The following is a 21015-nucleotide window of genomic DNA, read 5'->3' as shown; positions in this document are numbered from 1 at the left end:
AGTTACACTTCCCCCTAAGCCAAAAACACAGCTCCATATCCAAGCGAGCCTATAATGACAAACACCGGGGACACTTTTAATTTCTCCATCAATAAAAAACTGACAGCAGCTAGAAACAGCGTGTGCATCCAACCGACACTGATATAAGATTCGGCAAAAAACTGATACGCCATGATGCCAAGAAGCACAGCAATCGTCGGCTTTACATACGTGCTCATGTTCTTCACGCGTGGTGAATCTTTAAATTTATAGACAAGACCTAAAAATGCGACCATCAATAAAAGGGAAGGCGCAACGGTTGCGAAGACACCAACAAACGCCCCGAACCAGCCTCCTTCTTGAAATCCGATGTAGCCTGCCATCTTCGTCGCGATCGGACCAGGAAGTGCGTTACCTAGCGCCAGAACTTCAGTAAACTCATTAACAGAAAGCCATTCATAGCGGTCGACGACTTCGTTTTCAATCAAAGGAATCGACGCTGGGCCACCGCCATATCCTAAAATTCCAGGTAGAAAAAAGGCGAGAAAGATATGCCAAAACGTCATCCTGTCTTCTCTCCTTCCTGTACGGTTACTTTCTTTTTATCCGTTCCCTTCAATGGTCCAAAAAGAGCGTATGCCAATAACGCACCAATGATGATTCCAGGGTGAACACCTAGAAATTGAAGAAGGATAACGCCCGCAAAGATGTGAAAAAGGCTCAGTTTTAAGCCTAATCCTTTTTTGGAGCTATCAAAGAACTGCCATGTGAGGACAGCGAGCATCACAGCGACAACGGGAATGACGCCTTTTGTCATGCCTTGTACCCATGGCTGATCCTTAAATTCTCGGAGTGAGGTTAAGAGCAGAATCATGAGGATAATGGTCGGCAGAATCGTTGCTAATAGCGCAACTAAAAGACCCATCATGCCTGCCACTCGATATCCAATGTATCCGGCCATTTTTGTCGCGATCGGCCCAGGCAGTGTGTTTCCTAGCGCCAACACATCTCCAAATTCTTCATCGTTCATCCATTTGTATTTTCCGACCACTTCCTTATGAACCAAAGGGATGGAAGAAGGACCTCCCCCATACCCCAGCATGCCCGACCGAAAGAAGGCAAGAAACAAGTTGAGATACGTCATGTGATCAGTCCTTTATTCTTAGTTGAGTTTTGTTTGTTACCATGTAGCGATCGAGCCATCTGTTCTTCCTTCCGTTCCACCTGCTAATACACCAGTCTCTGGGTCTCTCCATATAATCTGCCCTCGACCAAAGTTACCTGAATCTGCAGCCACTTGAACGTCATGACCCCTTCTTGCTAAGTCATCAACAATATGCGGCGGCAGTGAGCGTTCAACTAGAACTTTCTTATTCTCCATCCACTGCCAGCGTGGCGCATCTAGTGCCGCTTGCGGGTTCAGATGAAAATCAACCGTGTTCATCACAACCTGCAGATGACCTTGAGGCTGCATATAGCCTCCCATCACACCGAAAGGACCTACCGCTTTTCCGTTCTTCGTTAAGAAGCCAGGAATGATCGTATGATACGTCTTTTTACCAGGAGCGAGCGCATTATCATGATTTGGATCTAGCGAAAAATCATGTCCTCTATTCTGTAGTCCAATTCCTGTTCCAGGAACGACCACGCCAGAACCAAAGCCCATGTAGTTGCTCTGAATGAACGAGACCATATTACCTTCTTCATCTGCCGTTGCTAAATATACCGTTCCACCACTTGGCGGTGTTCCGGGTTCTGGCTGAAGAGCTTCACTACTGATCAGGTCTCTTCGTTTTGCAGCATAGCTCTCTGACAATAATCCCTCAACAGATACATTCATCCTTAGTGGGTCTGTTACATATTTTTTCGCATCCATAAAGGCTAGTTTGATGGCTTCGATCTGTTTATGATACGTTTCCGCTGATTCTTTTTCGGTAAAATCATACCCTTTTAACATGTTGAGTGCCATGAGTGCAACGATGCCTTGACCGTTCGGCGGTATTTCCCAAACGTCGTATCCTCTGTAGTTCACTTTGATGGGGTTCACCCACTCTGGATAAAAAGTAGCGAGATCTTCACTTCGGAGGAATCCACCGTGCGCTTCTGACGCCTCGTTTATTTTTTGTGCGAGTGCTCCTCTATAAAAAGATTCGGATTTCGTTTCTGCGATATCTCGTAATGTACTAGCATGGTGAGGGGAGCGCCAAATCTCGCCTACTTCTGGTGCACGTCCATCTGGCGCAAAGGTTTGGAACCAACTCTCGAACTCCTCGCCTTTTAATTCACGCTTGTACGTTTCATACGCTTTGCGCCAGTACTTACCGAGAATAGGCGTCAAAGGGTAACCTTCTTCTGCGTAAGAGATCGCAGGTTTCAGCACTTCTTTAAACGGTAGCTTGCCAAATCGGTTGGACAATTCCGCCCAAGCAGCGGGCGCACCTGGAACCGTAACAGGCAGCCAGCCGAACTTAGGCATGATATCATGTCCCGCTTTCTTTACTTCCTCGATCGAGATGCTTCTTGGTGCAGGACCACTCGCGTTCAAGCCATGCAGTTCACCATTCATCCAGACGAGGGCGAACGCATCACCACCGATTCCGTTTGATGTTGGCTCAACGACCGTTAGGCAAGCTGCGGTGGCAATAGCTGCATCAACTGCATTCCCACCCTTTTTTAACATGTCAAGCCCAGCTTGTGCGGCGAGCGGCTGACTCGTCGCAACCATCCCTTTTTTCGAAAAAACGCTCATCCGATCTGAATGATAAGGGTTATGAAGGGCATTGTACTGAAGTTTCTGTTGTGTATTGTGTATCGTTTGATTCATTTTTATCACCTTTCGTTTTGGGAAGTTAAGGTGCCTTTATAGAATGCATTCATTGTATGGTTTATTGTCTAAAAATTCAAATAATCACACCGATACAGATCTGTATTACAACAGTTTTTTAATTTTTAACACATTCCTACAAACCCAGTCATATCAAGGATAAACAGTGGGACAGATGACTCAATTTTATAAAAAATGCGAAAATGTTATAAAACAGGTGTTGCAAAATATAATCTGTTATAATACAATGCATTATAATCAATTCAAAAACAAAACAGGAGGAATTTAAAATGAAAAACTACTTGGAGCTTCACCGTAATATTCCGGACAAAACGTGTATAGAATGTGGATGTGTAATCGAAGAACAACATGAATCTTATCTTTATGAGTGCGAGCGCTGCATGGGAAAACACGAGAGGTAAATTTTTTTACCTCTTCTGTTATATAACAATAATATTTTAACTCTATCTGTTTAATAACATGTTCAGAAAGGACTGTGTAATAAGTGACGATTGAAACTACTAATCTTCAAGTGTTAGGCGACATTACCCCAGCGTACGAAAAAATATTAACACCAGGTAGCATTCTTTTCTTAAAATCATTGCACCTTCACTTTAACAACACCCGAAAAGAACTTCTGAAACAACGTAAAGCGAGGCAAAGTGAAATTGATGCTGGAATCATGCCCACCTTTTTACCGGAAACCGAACATATCCGTAACAGTGATTGGACCATCTCACCGCTTCCCCAAGATCTTCAAGACCGACGAGTAGAAATTACAGGTCCTGTTGACCGCAAGATGGTGATCAACGCGCTTAACTCAGGAGCTAAGCTGTTCATGGCAGATCTTGAAGATTCCAATTCTCCCACTTGGGAAAACACGATCGATGGTCAGATCAACTTAAAGGATGCCGTTAACCGTACGATCTCTTTTGATAATGGTAACGGAAAAACATATACATTGAACGAACAGATTGCCACGCTTATCGTACGTCCACGCGGCTGGCATCTTGAAGAAAAACATATTGTTGTCGACAACGAACCGATGTCAGGTAGTTTAGTAGATTTCGGACTTTATTTTTATCACAACGCTAAGACACTGATCGAAAAAGGGTCAGGACCGTATTTCTATCTTCCTAAAATGGAAAGTCATAAAGAAGCTCGCCTTTGGAACGATGTGTTTATTTACGCACAAGAACAGCTAGGGATTCCAAGAGGCACGATTAAAGCAACTGTACTAATCGAGACGATCGTTGCCGCATTTGAGATGGACGAAATTTTATACGAACTTCGTGAACATTCCGCAGGCGTAAACTGTGGCAGGTGGGATTATATTTTCAGCTATATTAAGAAGTTCCGTAATCAGCCACACGTCATTCTTCCTGACCGTTCGCTCGTTACAATGACTGTTCCGTTCATGAGATCCTACTCTCTTTTGGCAATCAAGACATGTCATAAACGAAATGCTCCTGCGATCGGTGGAATGGCGGCACAGATTCCAATTAAAAACGATGAGGCTGCAAATGCTGCTGCTTTTGAAAAAGTACGTGCTGACAAAGAGCGCGAGGCTTCTGACGGTCATGACGGAACATGGGTTGCCCATCCGGGACTCGTGCCTGTTGCTATGGACGTGTTCGACCGAATCATGCCAAAACCTAATCAGATCGATCGAAAACGTGAAGATGTAGTCGTAACGGCTGATGATTTAGTGGCTGTACCAGAAGGCGAAATCACAGAAGAAGGTTTGCGCGTCAACATTAGCGTCGGCATCCAATACATCGCTTCTTGGCTGAGAGGTAAAGGAGCTGCACCGATCAACCATCTCATGGAAGATGCAGCTACGGCAGAAATCTCACGAGCTCAAGTATGGCAATGGATCCGACATCCTAAAGGTATTTTAAGTGATGGCCGCAAAGTGACGTTCGAGCTGGTAGAGGACCTAAAGTTGCAGGAAGTTCAAAAGTTGAGACAAGGAATGAATGAGGAGTCATTCAATTCTGGTCGTTTTATGGAAGCTGTCGCGCTGTTTGATGAGCTGATCCGCGATGATGAGTTTCAAGATTTCTTGACCAATCGTGGGTATGAGGTGTTGTAAGTCTTATTTCTAGCTGCTTATGGAAGAGGTTGTTGATTTCCATTAGCTATCAGATTTTTTCTAAAAAGGCGTCACTGAATAGTTAATCGGAGTGTAAGGCGCGAGACTCCTGGGGGATCAGCGGGACAGGTGAAACACCTAAGGACGCATAGCGTCGAGGTGGTTCACCGCACGCCCCCCGGAAAGCGAGCACCTAAAACGGAGATTAACCACCCACAAGAACAACTTGAGTTAACTTTACGCTACCCACTTTTCAACAATAAAAATCTAAAATATAAACCTTAAGGAGAGAGATTAATGAATCAATCACGTGTGGAGAAATTACAGGATATGTGGCAAAACGAAGAGCGCTGGTCAGGTGTTCAGCGTCCTTATACAGCAGAAGAGGTTATTCGCTTACGCGGATCCATCGATATCGAGCATACACTTGCTAAAAAGGGTGCCGAAAAATTTTGGGATCTGCTTCAGAACGAAACATATGTAAACGCTTTAGGAGCACTAACGGGTAATCAGGCTGTTCAACAAGCTAAGGCAGGTCTGAAAGCCGTATACTTAAGCGGTTGGCAGGTCGCAGCAGACGCCAATCTTTCTGGAAACATGTATCCTGACCAAAGTTTGTATCCGGCAAACTCTGTGCCACACGTGGTAAAACGTATTAACTCTGCTCTTCAGCGCGCTGATCAGATACAGCACATGGAAGGCGGAAACGAAGTCGATTACTTCCTTCCGATCGTTGCCGATGCAGAAGCTGGTTTTGGCGGACAACTAAACGTGTTTGAACTGATGAAAGGCATGATTGAATCTGGAGCGTCAGCAGTTCACTTTGAAGATCAGTTATCTTCTGAGAAAAAATGCGGACATCTAGGTGGAAAAGTGCTTTTGCCCACGATGACGGCTGTACGCAATTTAATTTCTGCTCGTCTGGCTGCTGATGTAATGGGTACGCCAACAATATTGATCGCACGTACAGATGCTGATGCTGCAGACTTGATCACGAGTGACATCGATCCAGTGGATCGCGCGTTTATTACAGGTGAGCGAACAGCTGAAGGCTTTTACCGTACGAATGCTGGGCTTGATCAAGCAATTGCACGTGGTCTTGCGTATGCTCCATATGCGGATCTAATCTGGTGTGAAACGAGTGAACCAAATCTAGAACAAGCGCAGCGTTTTGCAGATGCCATTCATGAGCAGTTCCCTGGTAAACTATTAGCTTACAACTGTTCACCTTCTTTCAACTGGAAAAAGAAGCTGGATGACGCAACGATTGAAACGTTCCAGCAGCAGCTTGCCGCGATGGGCTATAAGTTCCAGTTCGTCACGTTGGCTGGTTTCCACGCACTGAACCATAGCATGTTCGAGCTAGCAAAAGGATATAAAGCGAGAGGAATGGGTGCCTATTCTGAGCTGCAACAACGAGAGTTTGATAGTGAGATCGATGGCTATACAGCAACTCGCCACCAACGTGAAGTAGGAACAGGCTATTTTGATGAAGTAACACAGCTTGTTTCAGGTGGTACAGCTTCAACAACGGCTCTAAAAGGATCTACTGAAGAAGACCAATTTCAGTCACAAAAAGCGTAGAGATAGAGTAATTGGATAGGAGATATATATAAAGGACAGGAGCAGACGCCCCTGTCCTTTTAATTTGCATGTAGAATTGTCGAAAGGCCTATATATAATTTTGAGGGACTATAGATTTTTTTGAAGGACTATAAAAAGATTGGAAGGACTATAAAAAATGTTTTAGGGCTTATAAACTGCTTTTTAGGGCCTATAAATAAGTTTTTACCTATTAAAAAAGGGACAACTCACAAAACTGAGAGTCATCCCTACAACCTTTAAGCTTTTACATCACGCTTTTGGAAGACCGTAAACGTAATCGCGAGCATGATTGCTGTATACACAGCGAGCACACTAATGGAGAACGGTAGCGTTAAATCCTTAACGAGCTGGTTTTGCCCATCAATCAATACACTCAAATCCATGTTAGCGAACAACGTGTAGATCACCCAATCTTTATTAGCAAGAAGAGTAACAATGATGTTACCTGCAAATAGCGTAAACATGGCAACACCAATTGCCACCGAGTTACTCATAAATAGCGTTGATATCATGAACGACATGGCCACGAGTGTTGTTAGTTCAATAAATTCTACACCGATGTTAGCAAATACATATTCAACGATTAGTCTTTCTTTTACTTGGCCATCATCTGCTGTTATTAAGTAGGATTGATCCATTCCTCCGAATCCATAGGCTAGACCACCTACAAGCCATGTAGCTACAATCACAACGAGCCACATAACAAACGCAAAGCCTAATGTTGCAACAAATTTGGATAAAAGAATCTTCCATCTGCTGTAAGGACGGATCAGAAGCATCTTAATCGTCCCTTTTGCAAACTCATTTGAAACAATGTCACTAGCCACAACGATTACAAATAACCCGATAAGTGACGAGATGAATGCCATGTCTTTCATAAACTGCCATGCTGTTGTTTCATATGGTGAGATGTCGTTAGCAATCGCATACTTATTCTGTTTGATGGCTGATTCAAGCGAATCAATGTATATGGCGTTGTCACCATTCTTTTTGGCATCATCTAACGCTTTTTGGTCATCTTTGACCGTTTGTGTCAGCTCTTGCTTCCAATTTTCGTTCACTTCAACATCTGTTGTGACTTTATCATAAACAGCGATACCGATAATGATAACGATTGGGATGGCAAGGAAGATCCATGTACGTGTACGGCTAAAGATTTTAATCCACTCATTTGTTAACAGGGACAGCCACTTCATTCAGATCTCCCCCTTTCTTTGTCATTTCTAAGAATCGTTCTTCAAGCGTTTTTGTTTTGCGTTGGATACCAACAACGAGAACGCCAGCAAGAACCAGTTGTTTGTTTAATTCAGCTATGAATCGAACATCTGCTGTTTGAACGATCAGTTCTTGACCTGACTCGGTTACGTTCAGATCTTCATTTAAGTTAAGAAGAACTTGTTTTGCCTGTGCTACGTCTCCTTCAATTTGAAAGTGAACTTTAACTTCAGTTTCGTCTTCTTGGTTTAAAATCTCATCGATACGCACAAGCTTTCCATGTTGAATAATCGCTACACGGTCACACATCATCTGCATCTCAGCCAGCATATGAGAAGAAACGATCACAGAGGTACCGTTGTTCGCGAGTAGGCGTAAATAGTTACGAAGGTCATAGATTCCTTGTGGATCGAGTCCGTTTGTCGGTTCGTCCAGAATTAACACGTTCGGTCTATGTAAAAGTGCCTGAGCTACACCCAGTCGCTGTCTCATACCAAGCGAGTATGTTTTCACCTTATCGTGAATTGCGTACTTCAGGTCAACGAGTTCAATCACTTCGTCAATTCTTTCCTTCGTCACATCGGGCATGATCCTCGCATATTGCATGAGGTTTTTATAGCCTGTCATATAATCGTACAGCTGCGGGTTTTCAACGATTGCCCCAACGCGTTCCATTGCTTTTTCAAAGTTTCCACGCAGGTTATCTCCGTTAATCAAAACGTCTCCATCCGTGATAGAGATCAGTCCTACGATCATTCTTATTGTTGTCGTCTTACCCGCTCCGTTCGGACCAAGCAGACCGAAAATCTCACCTTCTCTTACCGAAAATGAGAGATCATCCACAATGGTCTTGCCTTTGATCTTTTTCGTTAAGTTCTTAAGTTCTAACGTATGTGTTGTCATGCGCTCCCCAATTCCTCCTATCATAAAACTCTCTCTTTTCACACTGTAATACGACTGAAACAAAAGAAAAGTTTCGCTAATTTTGTAAATTATTTACTTATTACTTTAACGCTTCTATTTGGTGATTGCTTATGTTTTTCTCTTTTTGTAAGGCCGGTTGAGATAAAAACACCCAGTATAACGAGCACACCGCCAGCTCCTTGATACCATGCGAGCGATTCGTCGATAAAAAGAACGGCAAAGATCGCAGCAAACACAGGGATCAGGTTCAAAAAGACTCCAGCTTTACTCGGACCCACCCGCTCAACCGCTGTATTCCAAGACATGAACGCAACGATCGATGCAAAGATCCCTGTGTAAAGAATGGTTGCAACAGTACCTATTGACCACACAATTTCTTTCGTCTGCATCTCACGTACGGAAAATGGCAGCAAGATGAGGATACCGAGAAACGCCGTTACAATAAACGTGCTGTATGTAGGAAGAATTCCAGCATATCTTCGAATAAGAAGCGAATAGATGCTCCAGCAGATCACAGCTCCGATCACGATTAAATCACCTTTATTAAACGACAGCTGGAGTAAGACTAAGATTGAGCCTTTTGAGATAATAAATAGCAGTCCGATGAGTGAAAGCAGAGCTCCTGCAATCTGTTTCGAGTTAAGCTTCTCTTTTAGAAAAAGGAACGACAATAGGAAAAGCAGAATCGGCGTTGATGTGTTTACGATGGATGCATTAATGGACGTCGTAAAGTTCAAGGCGATGTACAGAAGCGTATTAAAGCCCGTGATCCCAGTGATCGATAAGACGAGCACAACTTGCCAGTGCTTTTTTAGCACCTGCCATTCTTTTCGTAAAAAGGGTACGGCAAACGGAAGAAAAAGGAGAAATGCCGTGCACCATCGCATAAAAGAAAGGGTTACTGGCGGTAAACTGCTCGTTATCGCACGGCCGATCACAAAATTCCCGCCCCAGATTAAGTTCGCGACCACTAATAGTACATACGGGTTAACTTTTTGCACGGTGTGAATCACCTCTTTTTTTGAGATTAAGTCGTTTTGAGCTTTAATAAGGTCATTTTCATAGTAGATTAAGTTTAATCAGCCACGCATTAAGTCTAAACAGCGACCAATTAAGTCTAAAATCAAAAATAAAGGCGATTCGACAAACCTGACCATAAAACGTCGCCTGCCAGCCCCCACCTAATCAGCAGCTTCAAAATTATTTTCTCCCACTATAGCAGACTACCTTTTAAAGTAGATATGGTCATATTGCCTCAATCTAAAATTTGTAAGCTTTTTTCCTGTAAATCCACTTTGAATGCTGTACAATGGAAATTAAAATCATTGAAATACTTTACTTTATGAAGTAAAAAGCAGAAGAAAGAAGATGACATAATGAAAGCGTATCGGACGTATGTGATTTTATTCCTGGTGATGGTGGTATGGGGCTTAAACGTAACCGCGACGAAAATTTTGGTTACGAACTTTTTGCCTGTTACCATCACTGGAATTCGTGTTCTAACAGCGGGTTTAACCGTATTTCTGCTTCTCTCTATAATAAAAAAAGTGCGGTGGCTAACAAAAAAAGAGTTTTGGTATGTCTTTCTTGCATCAATCTTTAATGTTGTCGCGCATCATTACTTTCTTTCAATCGGCTTAACCGAAACAACTGCCACGAACGGCGGGTTGATCATGGGCATGTCACCGCTTCTCACGACCATTCTCGCTATCTCGTTTTTAGGAACTCCACTTACTCTCTTGAAATCGATCGGACTTCTGCTTGGGTTCTCTGGCGTTGCGTTCATTGTTCTTGAAGGCAACAATCAGGTAGCAGGGATCTCGTTCGGTGATGGATACATTTTATTATCTGTACTCACGCAAGCTGTAAGCTTTATCCTTATCAAGCGCGTGGCGCACACGTTAGATCCTCGACTCATGACCGGCTATATGATGGTGATCGGTTCACTGTTCCTAATCGTGATCGGATTGATCGAAGAGCCACAAGGATTTGCAGGTGTTGTTGAAAATTCGACCGTTTCGCTATGGCTGATCTATTTTGCTTCAGCTTGTATCGCTACAGCTGTCGGCCACATGCTCTATAATGAGGCGATCGGTAAAATCGGAGCATCCGAAGCTTCAATCTTTATTAACCTGAATCCATTCTTTGCTCTCGTTGGCGCCTACCTCTTTTTAGGTGAACAAATCTTGTTTCAGCACATTTTCGGATTCCTGCTCATTATCACCGGTGTCCTCTTAGGATCTGGTGCTGTTGAAGAGATTCGGAACAGGAGATTACGCAAAAAACACGCGGCTTAAACATAGCGGACGAACATAAAAAACGACCAGAGATTTTAAAAAATCTGGTCGTTTTCTTAGGCTGTTTTCAAAAGATTGTTGCTTTCCTTCTTTGACTTTTGATTGTAGTGGAAGGTGGGAGACTCTAGGCTAGGGACAGGCGGGCAGGTGAGACACTTATACGGAAACGTACAAATGTGGCTCACCGTCTGCCCCGGGGAAACGAGCATCTGGAACGGAAATCAACTACTTTCAAAAGCAACAAGGAATACGAACACAGCCTTTTTTTATTATAAGCTAGCAGACGCTGCTTTCTTCTTCCGTTTTTGCAGCACTACATTTTGAATCGTCAAAAACACATTCCCTACCATCCAATAAAGGGGCAGAACAGCAGCTAGCTTCCATGCAGAAAATAGGATAATGACCGGCATCACGTAACCCATCATTTTTATTTGCGGATTAGACGCAGCAAGCTCAGTTGTACTCATTTTATATTGGATGAACGTGGTTAAAGCTGCTAATACCGGAAGCAAATGTATGGGATCTGCTGTTCCCAAGTTAAACCAAAGAAAGTTGTGCAGAGCGATCTCTTTCGTTTTGATGATCGCATAATAAAAGGCAAACAGGATCGGCATCTGGATCAATAGCGGCAGACACCCCATCGATAACGGGTTGACCTCATGTTTTTTATAAACAGCCATCAATTCATTTTGTAATTTCAGTTGAGATTCTCGATCTTTGCCTGTGTGTTTTTCACGAAGCTGCTTGATCTCCGGTTGAATCTCCTTCATCTTTTCCTGATTTTTCGTTTGTTTTAACGTCAACGGCATGATCAGGAATCGTATAACCACAGTTAAGATAATGATCGCAATGCCATAGCTATCGTTAAACAGATACGCCACATATTGAATGAGCTTTGAAAACGGGTAGATGAAAAAATGGTTCCAGATCCCCGGGCTCTCTGCGGTAATCGGCGCTTTATTGCAGCCGGATAAAAGAAAAATAGCTAGTAATGAAAAAATGGATATATATTTCTTCAAAGTTGTTCCTCCTTGTTATGAAAACTTTAAGCAAACAAGGAGTAAACGTGCCCTTCTTTATCATCAGGCGATTCTTTTCTAAACATCGTACGCGCGATCTCATCTCGAATGAAACAATAATTTTGAACGAGGTGAGAATCGGTCATCATCATCTCGGAACATAGCCTGTCCTTTTTCACATGGTGATTTGATCGATGAACAAGAGATTGATTAACGACTGACAGCTGTTTAGCAATAATAAAGGTTAGTGCGATACTAATGGATAAAACGAGCGTATCTGTCTGATAGATCAGATCAAAAAACTCCATAGATCAAATCACCTCCTAGTAATGATTATACAAAAATCTTACCCAATATATCTATGATACAGAGATTTTGCTTCTGCCATATTTTTCGTGCCATGAACAAGCGCACGGCCATCTTTAAAAAGAACAAGCCGATGACTGTCACTCTGAAGCTCTAGTAGGTACGGATTGCAGCGAACTTCTCCATGTGGCAGCAATCTCTTCTCCATCTCTGTTAAATTTATTTCAACCGTGTGAGCGGGACGGATCTGAACAGTATCCCGGCCGCAAAGAACAGCTGTTTTTAACGCAGCACTTTTTTCTAGATAAGGATACGTTGGGTTAGCTCCGCAAGATGGACAGTCTACCTTCTTCGCTTTTTCCATCCCTAGTTGAACATGCTGATTCGTCCACGTATCAAATGTGACGATCTTCTTCCTGATAGATGCATAATCCTCCACTAAAATCTTTAACGCCTCAGCTGTTTGATAAGCGGTGACCATCTGAACGGCTGGAGAGATAATTCCTGCTGTATCGCATGTTTGGCCGTTCGCCGGAATTTTATCGAGTAAACAGTTCAAACACGGTCCGTCTCCAGGTAAAATCGTGTAAGAAATACCATAGCTCCCAACACACGCCCCGTAAATCCACGGTATCTCATATTTGTGAGCTAGATCGTTAATCAACAGACGCGTCTCAAAGTTATCTGTTGCATCCATGATCAGATCGATGCCAGAGATTAATTCTTCTGCTTCCTCGATTCCCATATCCATCACATATGCCTGAATTTCCACTTCGGAATTAATCTGGTTCAATCTATTTTTAGCAGCGACTACTTTTGGCAGCTGTCTCTTCGCATCTTCTTCAGAATAGAGCTGCTGACGCTGAAGGTTCGTCCAATCCACATAATCACGATCAACGAGAACGATCCGTTTCACTCCAGCACGCGTAAGAGCTTCAGCACTTCCTGCACCAAGCGCGCCTGCACCAACGATCATCACGCTTTTTGTCCGTATTTTTGCTTGCCCATCTATACCGATCGGGCTAAATAATTCCTGCCTTGAATAACGTCCATTCACTTCACACTCAACCCTTCTAAAGGACTGCTCGCTGTTGCCGTTTCTTTTCTTGGGATTCTTCCCGCTTCATACCCTAGCTTTCCCGCTTCTACAGCCATTTTCATCGCGTGGGCCATCTTCACAGGATCCTTCGCACCCGCAACGGCTGTATTTAACAACACACCGTCTGCTCCAAGCTCCATAGCGATCATCGCATCACTCGCACTGCCGATACCTGCATCTACAATCACAGGCACCTGCGTCTGCTCGATAATGAATTTTAAATAAAGCGGGTTGATGATTCCTTGCCCGGAACCGATCGGAGAAGCGGCAGGCATGATCGCATGTGAGCCCAGCTCTTCTAATCGTCTAGCAAGAACAACATCATCTGACGTATAGGGAAGCACGATGAATCCTTCTTTTAATAGCTCTTCTGTTGCTTTTAACGTTTCAACGGGATCCGGCAGCAGCGTTTTGTCGCATCCGATGACTTCTACTTTTACCATATCACATAATCCTGATGCTTTCGCGAGTTTTGCGATGCGCACTGCTTCTTCCGCTGTTTTGGCGCCAGCTGTGTTCGGTAACAACGTGTATTTTTTTCTTCAAATCAAGCATCTCTAAAAAGTTGGGCTGACTTCCTTCAAAGATGTTCATCCGACGAACCGCAAATGCTGTTCCCTTTACCTCTGTATGCTTATCGCTTACTTCGTTCACTATTTGTTTCTTCTGACCTAACCGTATCTTTTTCAAAGGTTATTTCTTGAATCTGAATCACTGGTGGTTGATTGGAGTCCAGGATGCTTAAAATCCAGAAGTAGCAATACTGCCAAAAGCACTTTTTGTGTTTTTACGGTACGTGTTCTTTTATTTATTACACGTTCGCGCAGTAAAACTCTTTTTCCACGCTAGACAGTCCATTTTCCGCGCAGGATGAAAGGATTTACACGCGCTTCGATTGGATTTACGCGCAGCAAAAGGTAATCCGGTTAAAATGATAATCATCTTATCAAGTTAAAGTCAGTTTCACACGAAAAAAGACGCTGCCGAATGCTCAGCAGTGTCTTTTTGTACTTTAATTACATCTATAACAACAAATACGCGATTGGAGTAGCTAAAATCAGAGCTAAAACTGTGCGCTGGAACCAGATGAATAGTAGTTTAGGAACACTGATTGGGATTTCTGTTGAGAGTACACACGGAATACTTGCGGATAAAAACAGAATGGAAGCTACGGATACGACGCCAATTACAAATTTCGTGACGAGTGCCGCTTCAGCTACTAAGAGTGCGGGCAGGAACATTTCAGCAACACCGATGGAAGCCGCTTTTGCAGCAAGCATAGCATCGGGAAGCTGCAGCGCCCATGTGATCGGATAGAAAACGTAGCCCAACCAGTCAAAGACAGGCGTGTATTCTGCTAACAAAAGAGCGATCAAACCGACACTCATAATCGAAGGCAGTATACTCATCGCCATCAGAAAACCGTCTTTTAAATTCGACCAGATATTTGTAAAAAATGCAGGGGCATTCTGAGATGTATCCATCGCGTTTCTCCAAGCCATTTGCAGGTATTTCTCAGTTACCACTTCTTCAGGCTGACCTTCCCCACCTGAATACGTATCATCCATCCTGCTTAACGGACGAATTCTCACTGTAATTGCCGTTACTAAGAATGTGACCACAAGCGTCGTCCAGAAATACGTGTTCCACATCTCCATCAGACCGAGCGTGTTCGCCACAACGATCATAAATGTTGCGGAGACGGTAGAGAACCCTGTTGCAATGATCGCTGCTTCTTTTACCGTATACTTTCCTTCTTTAAACACGCGGTTCGTGATGAGTAGACCAATCGAATAACTGCCGACAAAGGAAGCAACGGCATCAACTGCTGATCTGCCTGGTGTTTTCCAGATGGGTCTCATGATTTTTTGCACAAGCACCCCTATGAATTCCATCAGACCATATCCCACAATAAAGGCTAGGAAGACAGCTCCGAGTGGAACGAGCAACCCAACAGGAATCACGAGTTTCTCAAATAAGAACGTTCCCATGTTCGGATCACTCAACCAGCTCGGACCCCATTCAAAGTAAAGCAGGACAGCTGCAACGAGTCCTACAACTTTTAATAAAGAGAACGTAGTTGTGACTCGGTCTTTGTTCCACGTTTTCGTGTAGAACGGATAAACAGCACCGAGCAATATGACGAGCAATGCATAAAGCGGCACTGCTTCACCCATCGTATCCCTTACCCACGTTACAAGGTGATCGAGTGGGATCGACGACTTTCCTTTCACTGTGATCGGAATGAAGAACATGAAAATACCAACTGCACTGAACAAAAGAAATTTTAACGAATGAGACCAAGAACCCGCAGTTTTCATTACTTCCAACTCCCTCTCCGCTTGATAAGCCTGCACTTGTCAGGCCCTCTCTACATCTTATCGGGACAAAGTTCGAAATATGACGAGTCGTGCTTGTACAATTTTTATAGGTTATCTTCCCTTTTTGTGCCTTTATATGTCTGATGACAACGGGTCTAGGGAATAACAGTTACATAATCAAAAAAACAGGGGTGTTTTGTGAATGAAATATTTTATCAACGTGAACAAAAGTGTAGAAGAAGAGTATGGGAAGATGTTTGTATACGATCCTGAACGCAACAAGGAGAACGAAGACGAGCTGGAAGTGTTGAACAATCTAGACGAACAAGATAAAGGGAAACCTTACATTTTTCCGAAAACCTTCTTGTTAGAGGTATCAGGTGAGGATTATGAGAGGTATGCTGAAGCGAAGAGAAGTAATAAAGATTTAGAGAGTGTGACAAAAAATATTATAGAGAAGTACCGGAATTAGATATTTTAAAAAACGAGTATTCCTGATGGAATTACTCGTTTTTTTTACAAAAAAGATGCCGCTCCACAAGAGAAGCGACACCCTACCAAACTAATTCTTATTAATCGTCATCACGATATCCTTCGTGTTCTTACCAATCGCTCCACCGTCATTTTTAAAAATAGTAGATTTATTCTCTTCTGATGGTTCGATATGAATGTTCAGCTTGTTCTCTCCTGCAGTTAAGTTCACCGTGTGTGAGAACGTCATATCATCGTTAATCGTAACCGGCTGACCGTTGATCGTCATCACACCTTCTTTGATGGCATTTCCTTTTAGTGTGATCGTGTCAGAAGTTACGGTCTGACCATCCGTATGAGAGGTTACGACAACCGGCATATCGATCCATCGTAATATCTTATCTTGAACGACCATCGCATTGCCGCCTTGGTTCGTAACAACAAAGCTCAGGTCTGTTCCTGTTGCACCATATCCGTAGTAACTTACATCATCATCGTTCGGATTACTCGGTGTATGGTCAGCAAGTCCCTCTTGATCCCAAGAGCTGTTCTTTGCGTATTTGTAGGTAATCACTTCGCCTTCTTGCGCTTCAAACGTATATTCATAATCGTTCGTTACCGCACCGCCTCGCGTCATCTTCCACGCACCTGTGTTCCAGCCGTTCTTGCTGCCAGGCATTGTAATATCGACGCCTTGTGGTGTATAAGCTGGTGCGTTCACTTTCATAGTGACTTTTACCATCACAAGATCTGGTGTAACTTGAACGGCGTTCGACTTCACACTGTTACCGGCTTTGTCGTAGATGTGCACTTCATACGTATAGACTTTTCCGTTCGTTACGTTCAAATCTTTGTACGTTGTGGCACTGGTATCAAGAACTTGGTCAATGACTTCTCCATCACGAACGATCGTGAACAGATAAGGCTCGTTTCCGCCCGCTACAGACCATTTCAGATTCACTTGTCCTGATTCTTGCGCTGGTTCTTCTAATGTTACAGATGTTGCAGGAGCAGTCGTATCATCCCCTTTTGAGAACGTAACCGTCTTCGTTTCACTTGTCACCCACGTTCTGCCTAGATCGGTTGAGAACGCGTAACGATATTGATACGTTCCCTCTTTAAAAGGTAAGAAATCTGCGCTAAACGTGTTAAATTCTCCGTTCTGAGCGATGTACGTTCCTTTGTGAGATGTCCAGTTCATCTTGCCTGGCTCTTTTACTTGCAGCTCACTCTGTAATCCTTCTGCTGCATCGGTCTCTGTTTCACCTGTGATTTTGATATCTGCTGAAACCGTTTGTGGCTTAGATAGGTCAATCACACCATTCTTTAACGCGGTTACATTTGAAATGTTATAGTTTCCGTTCTTTAACGCCACATGCGGAATCGCAGCTTTTGATTCTGTTTTTAGAGATTCGTTGTTGTTTTTATCAATGGCAACCACTGCAAAATAATACTTGCGTCCGTTGTCCAAGTTATCGATCTTGATTGAGTTGCCTTTCGTTTCTGCTACTTTTTCATAAAAAGCACCAGAGATTGTGGTCTGATAGATTGCGTAACGTTTTGCGTCACCTTTCCATGAAAGCGAAACAGAGTGACTGCTTTCTGACGCTTTTACATCTTTCACCGCTTTTGGCGCTTTCAGATTCTGGTGCTTATCCGAAACGAGCATACGACCACTCATCGCAGGAACGGTTACTGTTAGCTTTCCATCCTTTACAGCTGTTTTGTATTTTTTGTTCAGCTGATCTGTTAGCTTTACGTTGTTCACGATCAGCTTCTTCACGTCCAGTTCAACGGTCTTATCTTCGTTGCCGCGGTTTGTGATCACAAGACCTGCATTTTTCTTATCTGTACGTGCGTAAGCTAGCACATCTTTTTCAGCGTATAGATGGTAAAGCTCACCATAACTGAAGAGATCGTGGTAATCACTACGCACTTTTCCGATGTTTTGATAATGCTTTACAAGATCTTTGTCTTCAGAGCCCCATGGATATGTTCTTCGGTCATCCGGATCTTTAGAACCCGTAACGCCGGCTTCATCTCCATAATAAAGAGTCGGTGCACCTGCATAACCCATCTGTAAGATCGCCGCAAGCTTCAGTCGCTTCACGCCTAGCTCGTGGTCATACTTTGGATCCAGTTCAGCACGCTCGTAAGAATCTGTTCCGTTTCCAAGGATAAACGCTGCACGAGGTGTATCATGAGATCCCATCAAGTTCATCAGCGCATAAAACGCTTCTTGTGGGTAATCTTCAAACACGGCATTCATCTGGTTCTCTGCACCTTCTGCGTTACCGTTTTTCAAGTAATCGATCATCGCACCGCGGAAACGGTAGTTCATAACCGAATCATACAGATCACCAAGGAAGTATTCAGACGCATCATCCCAGATCTCACCAAGGATTAATGGATCTTCTTTCTTGCCCTCCTTCAACTCTTTTCGGAACTCTCTCCAAAACTCTGTATCTACTTCGTTCGCAACGTCCAATCGCCAGCCTGATGCGCCACGATCTAGCCATGATTTTGCAGCAGAATCATTGTCATACATGATATAGTCTGCGAACGGCTTGTTGTTCAACTCAGAATCATAGTCTACTGCTTCACCAGGAATCGATTTAATCTCAGGAAGGGAGTCAAAGCCCCACCACGCCTGGTATTTATAAACGCCATTCACTTTTTCGTTCTCGATGTTAAACCAGTTATGGAAGCCGTACGGACTAAACTCTTGTCCTTCTTTTTTGAACTTCGCTTCTGTTTGTTTTTTTGCTTCTGTTTCTGTTAGACCTTTTGAGCTCATCAGGTCGTAGATGCTTGCCCAATATTCGTACGCTCCGACCGTTTTGTATTTGCCGTAACGGTCAAAATAGATCGAATCGTCCCCCACATGGTTGAATACACCATCAAGGATCAAATGCATCTTGCGTTTTTTCAGTTCTTTTGTAAAAACCTTAAATTCTTCTGGTGATCCAAACATCGGATCGATCGCTTTATAGTCCGTCGCATCATACTTATGGTTGGATGCCGCATGTGCAACTGGATTCAAGTAGAGTGTATTAACGCCAAGTGACTCGATATAGTCTAATTTCTTCTGGATACCAGAAATATCGCCGCCAAAGAAGTCGTTTGACCAGATCTCATCTCCGTCATATCCTTCTGTTTCTGCTTGACGAGGGTTGTCCGGAAGCTCATTCCAATCTCTGTGCTCGATCGGTTCAGTGCCACGTGCCGTTGTTTTTGCTCTGTCGTTCTTTTTGTTTCCGTTATAAAAACGGTCCGGGAAAATCTGATACACAACCGATTCTTTCATCCAGTCAGGTGTTTTGTAAGACGGATCGTATACCGTCATCTGGAAGAGAGCAGCGTTTGTATCTGCAGCTGTTCCTTTACCGCCTTCACCCGTATCTTCTCCGTATTCTTTTACCGCATCTCCATCACGCGCGGTGAATTTATAGCCGTACACCCCTTTTTCTTCAGGTGTAACCGTAGCTTCCCACAGCTCGATGTCTTCGCCATTCACTGTTGTCCAACCAGCGTTCACCATATCTTTTACCGTTGTATTACCGGAGTTATAGTTACGAAGATATAGCTTTGCACTAGTCAGATCGCCTTTTTTCGATTGCAGGCGGAGTGTTACGTCTTGTCCAGCTTTAATCGCTCCAAACGGCGCGCGAAACGCTTCGTTCCATGTATCATGGTGAAGCTTTCCTGCGTTCACGCTGCCATCCGGAAGACCCGCGTCATAGTTCGTGTACACTTCTTTTGTGTCATGGTTGTAGAAAAACGTGATCTCTGCGTCTTTCAGTACATTCAACTTCATGTTGTCTGTCGGATAATTCGGGGCATCCCAATTGTTGCCGAGCACGATCTTAAATTCGTGTTTTCCTTTTGGCACTTGTGCGGTGTATGTGTAGATGTTGTCACCGTCTTCATCTTGTAAAAGAGCCGTCGATTCACCAGGTGTCCACTCGCCACCTGCTCCGATATCCGGCTGGATGTCACCTACGATTCGCGGTGTTTTCTCAGCAGGAAGTGGTTCTGGAATCGTTAGTTTGTGAGTCGTATCGTCGTAAACGAATGTCACTTCTTTTTCCGTGTCGATCTTCAGCTTGTAGTTGTCGCCACCTTGTTTCCCATCCACTCCATAGTTCTCGTCCCATGAACCATTGATCGCCACCTTGTATTCATAGGTGCCGGCAGGAAGTTTTCCAGTAAGCTTGTACTTTCCGTTCGGTTGAAGTTCCATTTTTGTAGCGGTGTCTACCGGGTTCCAGTCACTAGAACCGCCAAGTTCAGATTGCAGATCTCCAACAAGCGTCACGGTGCGCTCCTCCGCTTTTGTTGAAGATGGTTGTATAAGTAAAGCAGATGCAAACGTTTGCAAAATAAGCGTAAAAAGTAATAACCAAGAAACTCTGTTGCGAGATTTCATTTTCCTCACTTCATTTCCCCCTTTTAATGGTGTGCAAATTAGCGAAAGCGTTTGCACAAATGCTTTTAAGATAACGCTTTCATTCCTTTTATTATGCCATTTTTTTATGTATTGGAAATGAGTCCTTCGGCTGATAAAGTCTATCTTAAATGGGTATATTTTCATATTTTTCAGATAATGGACTATTAGGAGAAGATTGTGCAGAGTTAGACTGGTAAGCTTTCAGAACCAATTTTCTTCTTTGATGAATGGTTGTTGCTTTCAAACCCTTGTCTCCTTTGACAGTTGATTGGAGTGGAAGATGCGAGCCTCCTGCGGGACAGGTGGGCAGTCCGAAAAGTGGAAGTGGCTCGTCAAGTCCCGACAAGCAAAAGGTGAATGGACAAGGAAGGCGTTCTTTGCCTTCATGGTCTATTTAACTTTTGACCTCG

The 21015-nt window shown here is 43.5% G+C and carries 16 protein-coding genes and 1 pseudogene; 5 read left to right on the top strand and 12 right to left on the bottom strand.

From position 1 onward, the window contains the following. Positions 1 to 14 precede the first annotated feature (14 nt). The 3 genes from ACFS5O_RS05370 to ACFS5O_RS05360 are packed head-to-tail and all read right to left on the bottom strand — an operon-like array spanning position 15 to position 2803. Complete coding sequence (locus ACFS5O_RS05370) at positions 15 to 545, bottom strand: chromate transporter (RefSeq protein ID WP_205724986.1); 531 nt, start codon at positions 543 to 545, stop codon at positions 15 to 17. Then, positions 542 to 1123: a chromate transporter gene (locus ACFS5O_RS05365; RefSeq protein ID WP_205724985.1), complete on the bottom strand. Its 582-nt coding sequence runs from the start codon at positions 1121 to 1123 to the stop codon at positions 542 to 544. Before ACFS5O_RS05365 ends, ACFS5O_RS05370 begins: the two co-directional genes overlap by 4 nt. 36 nt (positions 1124 to 1159) lie before the next feature. After that, on the bottom strand, positions 1160 to 2803 hold the full coding sequence (locus tag ACFS5O_RS05360) for a gamma-glutamyltransferase family protein (protein WP_205724984.1): 1644 nt from the start codon (positions 2801 to 2803) through the stop codon (positions 1160 to 1162). 290 nt (positions 2804 to 3093) lie between these two features. Here ACFS5O_RS05360 and yhfH point away from each other — a divergent pair, with 290 nt between their 5' ends. From yhfH to aceA, 3 genes are all read left to right on the top strand, one after another. Next, the gene (yhfH, locus tag ACFS5O_RS05355) at positions 3094 to 3225 is read left to right on the top strand and encodes a protein YhfH (RefSeq protein WP_082861521.1); all 132 of its coding nucleotides are present in this window, start codon (positions 3094 to 3096) and stop codon (positions 3223 to 3225) included. Positions 3226 to 3308: 83 nt separating this feature from the next. After that, positions 3309 to 4898 (top strand): malate synthase A, encoded by a 1590-nt coding sequence (gene aceB, locus ACFS5O_RS05350; RefSeq protein ID WP_205724983.1) that lies wholly within the window; start codon positions 3309 to 3311, stop codon positions 4896 to 4898. Positions 4899 to 5195: 297 nt separating this feature from the next. Further along, positions 5196 to 6482 carry an isocitrate lyase gene (gene aceA / locus ACFS5O_RS05345; protein ID WP_205724982.1) on the top strand — a complete coding sequence of 429 codons (1287 nt, stop codon included), beginning with the start codon at positions 5196 to 5198 and terminating at the stop codon, positions 6480 to 6482. A gap of 257 nt (positions 6483 to 6739) precedes the next feature. Here aceA and ACFS5O_RS05340 read toward each other — a convergent pair whose 3' ends face one another. The 3 genes from ACFS5O_RS05340 to ACFS5O_RS05330 form a co-directional block, all read right to left on the bottom strand. Next, positions 6740 to 7699, bottom strand: coding sequence for an ABC transporter permease (locus ACFS5O_RS05340; protein ID WP_205724981.1), 960 nt, complete (start codon positions 7697 to 7699; stop codon positions 6740 to 6742). Next, complete coding sequence (locus ACFS5O_RS05335) at positions 7671 to 8621, bottom strand: ABC transporter ATP-binding protein (RefSeq protein WP_205724980.1); 951 nt, start codon at positions 8619 to 8621, stop codon at positions 7671 to 7673. The genes ACFS5O_RS05340 and ACFS5O_RS05335 overlap by 29 nt, the downstream gene beginning before the upstream one ends. Before the next feature lie 89 nt (positions 8622 to 8710). Continuing rightward, the gene (locus ACFS5O_RS05330) at positions 8711 to 9643 is read right to left on the bottom strand and encodes a DMT family transporter (RefSeq protein WP_205724979.1); all 933 of its coding nucleotides are present in this window, start codon (positions 9641 to 9643) and stop codon (positions 8711 to 8713) included. A 375-nt stretch (positions 9644 to 10018) separates the two neighbouring features. Between ACFS5O_RS05330 and ACFS5O_RS05325 the strand changes: the two genes are divergently transcribed. Beyond that, the gene (locus tag ACFS5O_RS05325) at positions 10019 to 10939 is read left to right on the top strand and encodes a DMT family transporter (RefSeq protein WP_205724978.1); all 921 of its coding nucleotides are present in this window, start codon (positions 10019 to 10021) and stop codon (positions 10937 to 10939) included. Between the two features lie 269 nt (positions 10940 to 11208). Here ACFS5O_RS05325 and yidC read toward each other — a convergent pair whose 3' ends face one another. The 5 genes and pseudogenes from yidC to ACFS5O_RS05300 form a co-directional block, all read right to left on the bottom strand. Continuing rightward, positions 11209 to 11958 (bottom strand): membrane protein insertase YidC, encoded by a 750-nt coding sequence (gene yidC / locus ACFS5O_RS05320; RefSeq protein ID WP_205724977.1) that lies wholly within the window; start codon positions 11956 to 11958, stop codon positions 11209 to 11211. Between the two features lie 26 nt (positions 11959 to 11984). Next, complete coding sequence (locus ACFS5O_RS05315) at positions 11985 to 12266, bottom strand: hypothetical protein (protein WP_205724976.1); 282 nt, start codon at positions 12264 to 12266, stop codon at positions 11985 to 11987. A gap of 38 nt (positions 12267 to 12304) precedes the next feature. After that, on the bottom strand, positions 12305 to 13321 hold the full coding sequence (locus tag ACFS5O_RS05310; RefSeq protein WP_205724975.1) for a MoeB/ThiF family adenylyltransferase: 1017 nt from the start codon (positions 13319 to 13321) through the stop codon (positions 12305 to 12307). Further along, positions 13318 to 14020 (bottom strand): annotated as a pseudogene (locus ACFS5O_RS05305) (thiazole synthase). Before ACFS5O_RS05305 ends, ACFS5O_RS05310 begins: the two are co-directional and overlap by 4 nt. Positions 14021 to 14385: 365 nt before the next feature. Beyond that, the gene (locus ACFS5O_RS05300) at positions 14386 to 15684 is read right to left on the bottom strand and encodes a YjiH family protein (RefSeq protein WP_205724974.1); all 1299 of its coding nucleotides are present in this window, start codon (positions 15682 to 15684) and stop codon (positions 14386 to 14388) included. Between the two features lie 202 nt (positions 15685 to 15886). Here ACFS5O_RS05300 and ACFS5O_RS05295 point away from each other — a divergent pair, with 202 nt between their 5' ends. Next, on the top strand, positions 15887 to 16156 hold the full coding sequence (locus tag ACFS5O_RS05295) for a hypothetical protein (protein WP_205724973.1): 270 nt from the start codon (positions 15887 to 15889) through the stop codon (positions 16154 to 16156). 90 nt (positions 16157 to 16246) lie between these two features. Here the strand turns inward: ACFS5O_RS05295 and ACFS5O_RS05290 are convergent, their stop codons facing one another. After that, positions 16247 to 20584, bottom strand: coding sequence for a pullulanase X25 domain-containing protein (locus ACFS5O_RS05290; protein WP_318300147.1), 4338 nt, complete (start codon positions 20582 to 20584; stop codon positions 16247 to 16249). Between the last annotated feature and the right edge of the window lie 431 nt (positions 20585 to 21015).

Origin of the sequence: Fictibacillus nanhaiensis (assembly GCF_042686385.1) — a bacterium.
GTDB lineage: Bacteria > Bacillota > Bacilli > Bacillales > Fictibacillaceae > Fictibacillus > Fictibacillus nanhaiensis.
Note: the sequence above shows the minus strand (reverse complement) of the source record. Positions and strands in the feature narration are given on the sequence as shown.

Coding starts and splice junctions, on each gene's coding strand:
- ACFS5O_RS05370 (WP_205724986.1), bottom strand. CDS start 545: ATGACGTTTTGGCATATCTTTCTCGCCTTTTTTCTACCTGGAATTTTA.
- ACFS5O_RS05365 (WP_205724985.1), bottom strand. CDS start 1,123: ATGACGTATCTCAACTTGTTTCTTGCCTTCTTTCGGTCGGGCATGCTG.
- ACFS5O_RS05315 (WP_205724976.1), bottom strand. CDS start 12,266: ATGGAGTTTTTTGATCTGATCTATCAGACAGATACGCTCGTTTTATCC.
- aceA (WP_205724982.1), top strand. CDS start 5,196: ATGAATCAATCACGTGTGGAGAAATTACAGGATATGTGGCAAAACGAA.
- ACFS5O_RS05300 (WP_205724974.1), bottom strand. CDS start 15,684: ATGAAAACTGCGGGTTCTTGGTCTCATTCGTTAAAATTTCTTTTGTTC.
- ACFS5O_RS05335 (WP_205724980.1), bottom strand. CDS start 8,621: ATGACAACACATACGTTAGAACTTAAGAACTTAACGAAAAAGATCAAA.
- ACFS5O_RS05295 (WP_205724973.1), top strand. CDS start 15,887: ATGAAATATTTTATCAACGTGAACAAAAGTGTAGAAGAAGAGTATGGG.
- yhfH (WP_082861521.1), top strand. CDS start 3,094: ATGAAAAACTACTTGGAGCTTCACCGTAATATTCCGGACAAAACGTGT.
- ACFS5O_RS05360 (WP_205724984.1), bottom strand. CDS start 2,803: ATGAATCAAACGATACACAATACACAACAGAAACTTCAGTACAATGCC.
- ACFS5O_RS05325 (WP_205724978.1), top strand. CDS start 10,019: ATGAAAGCGTATCGGACGTATGTGATTTTATTCCTGGTGATGGTGGTA.
- ACFS5O_RS05340 (WP_205724981.1), bottom strand. CDS start 7,699: ATGAAGTGGCTGTCCCTGTTAACAAATGAGTGGATTAAAATCTTTAGC.
- ACFS5O_RS05290 (WP_318300147.1), bottom strand. CDS start 20,584: ATGAAATCTCGCAACAGAGTTTCTTGGTTATTACTTTTTACGCTTATT.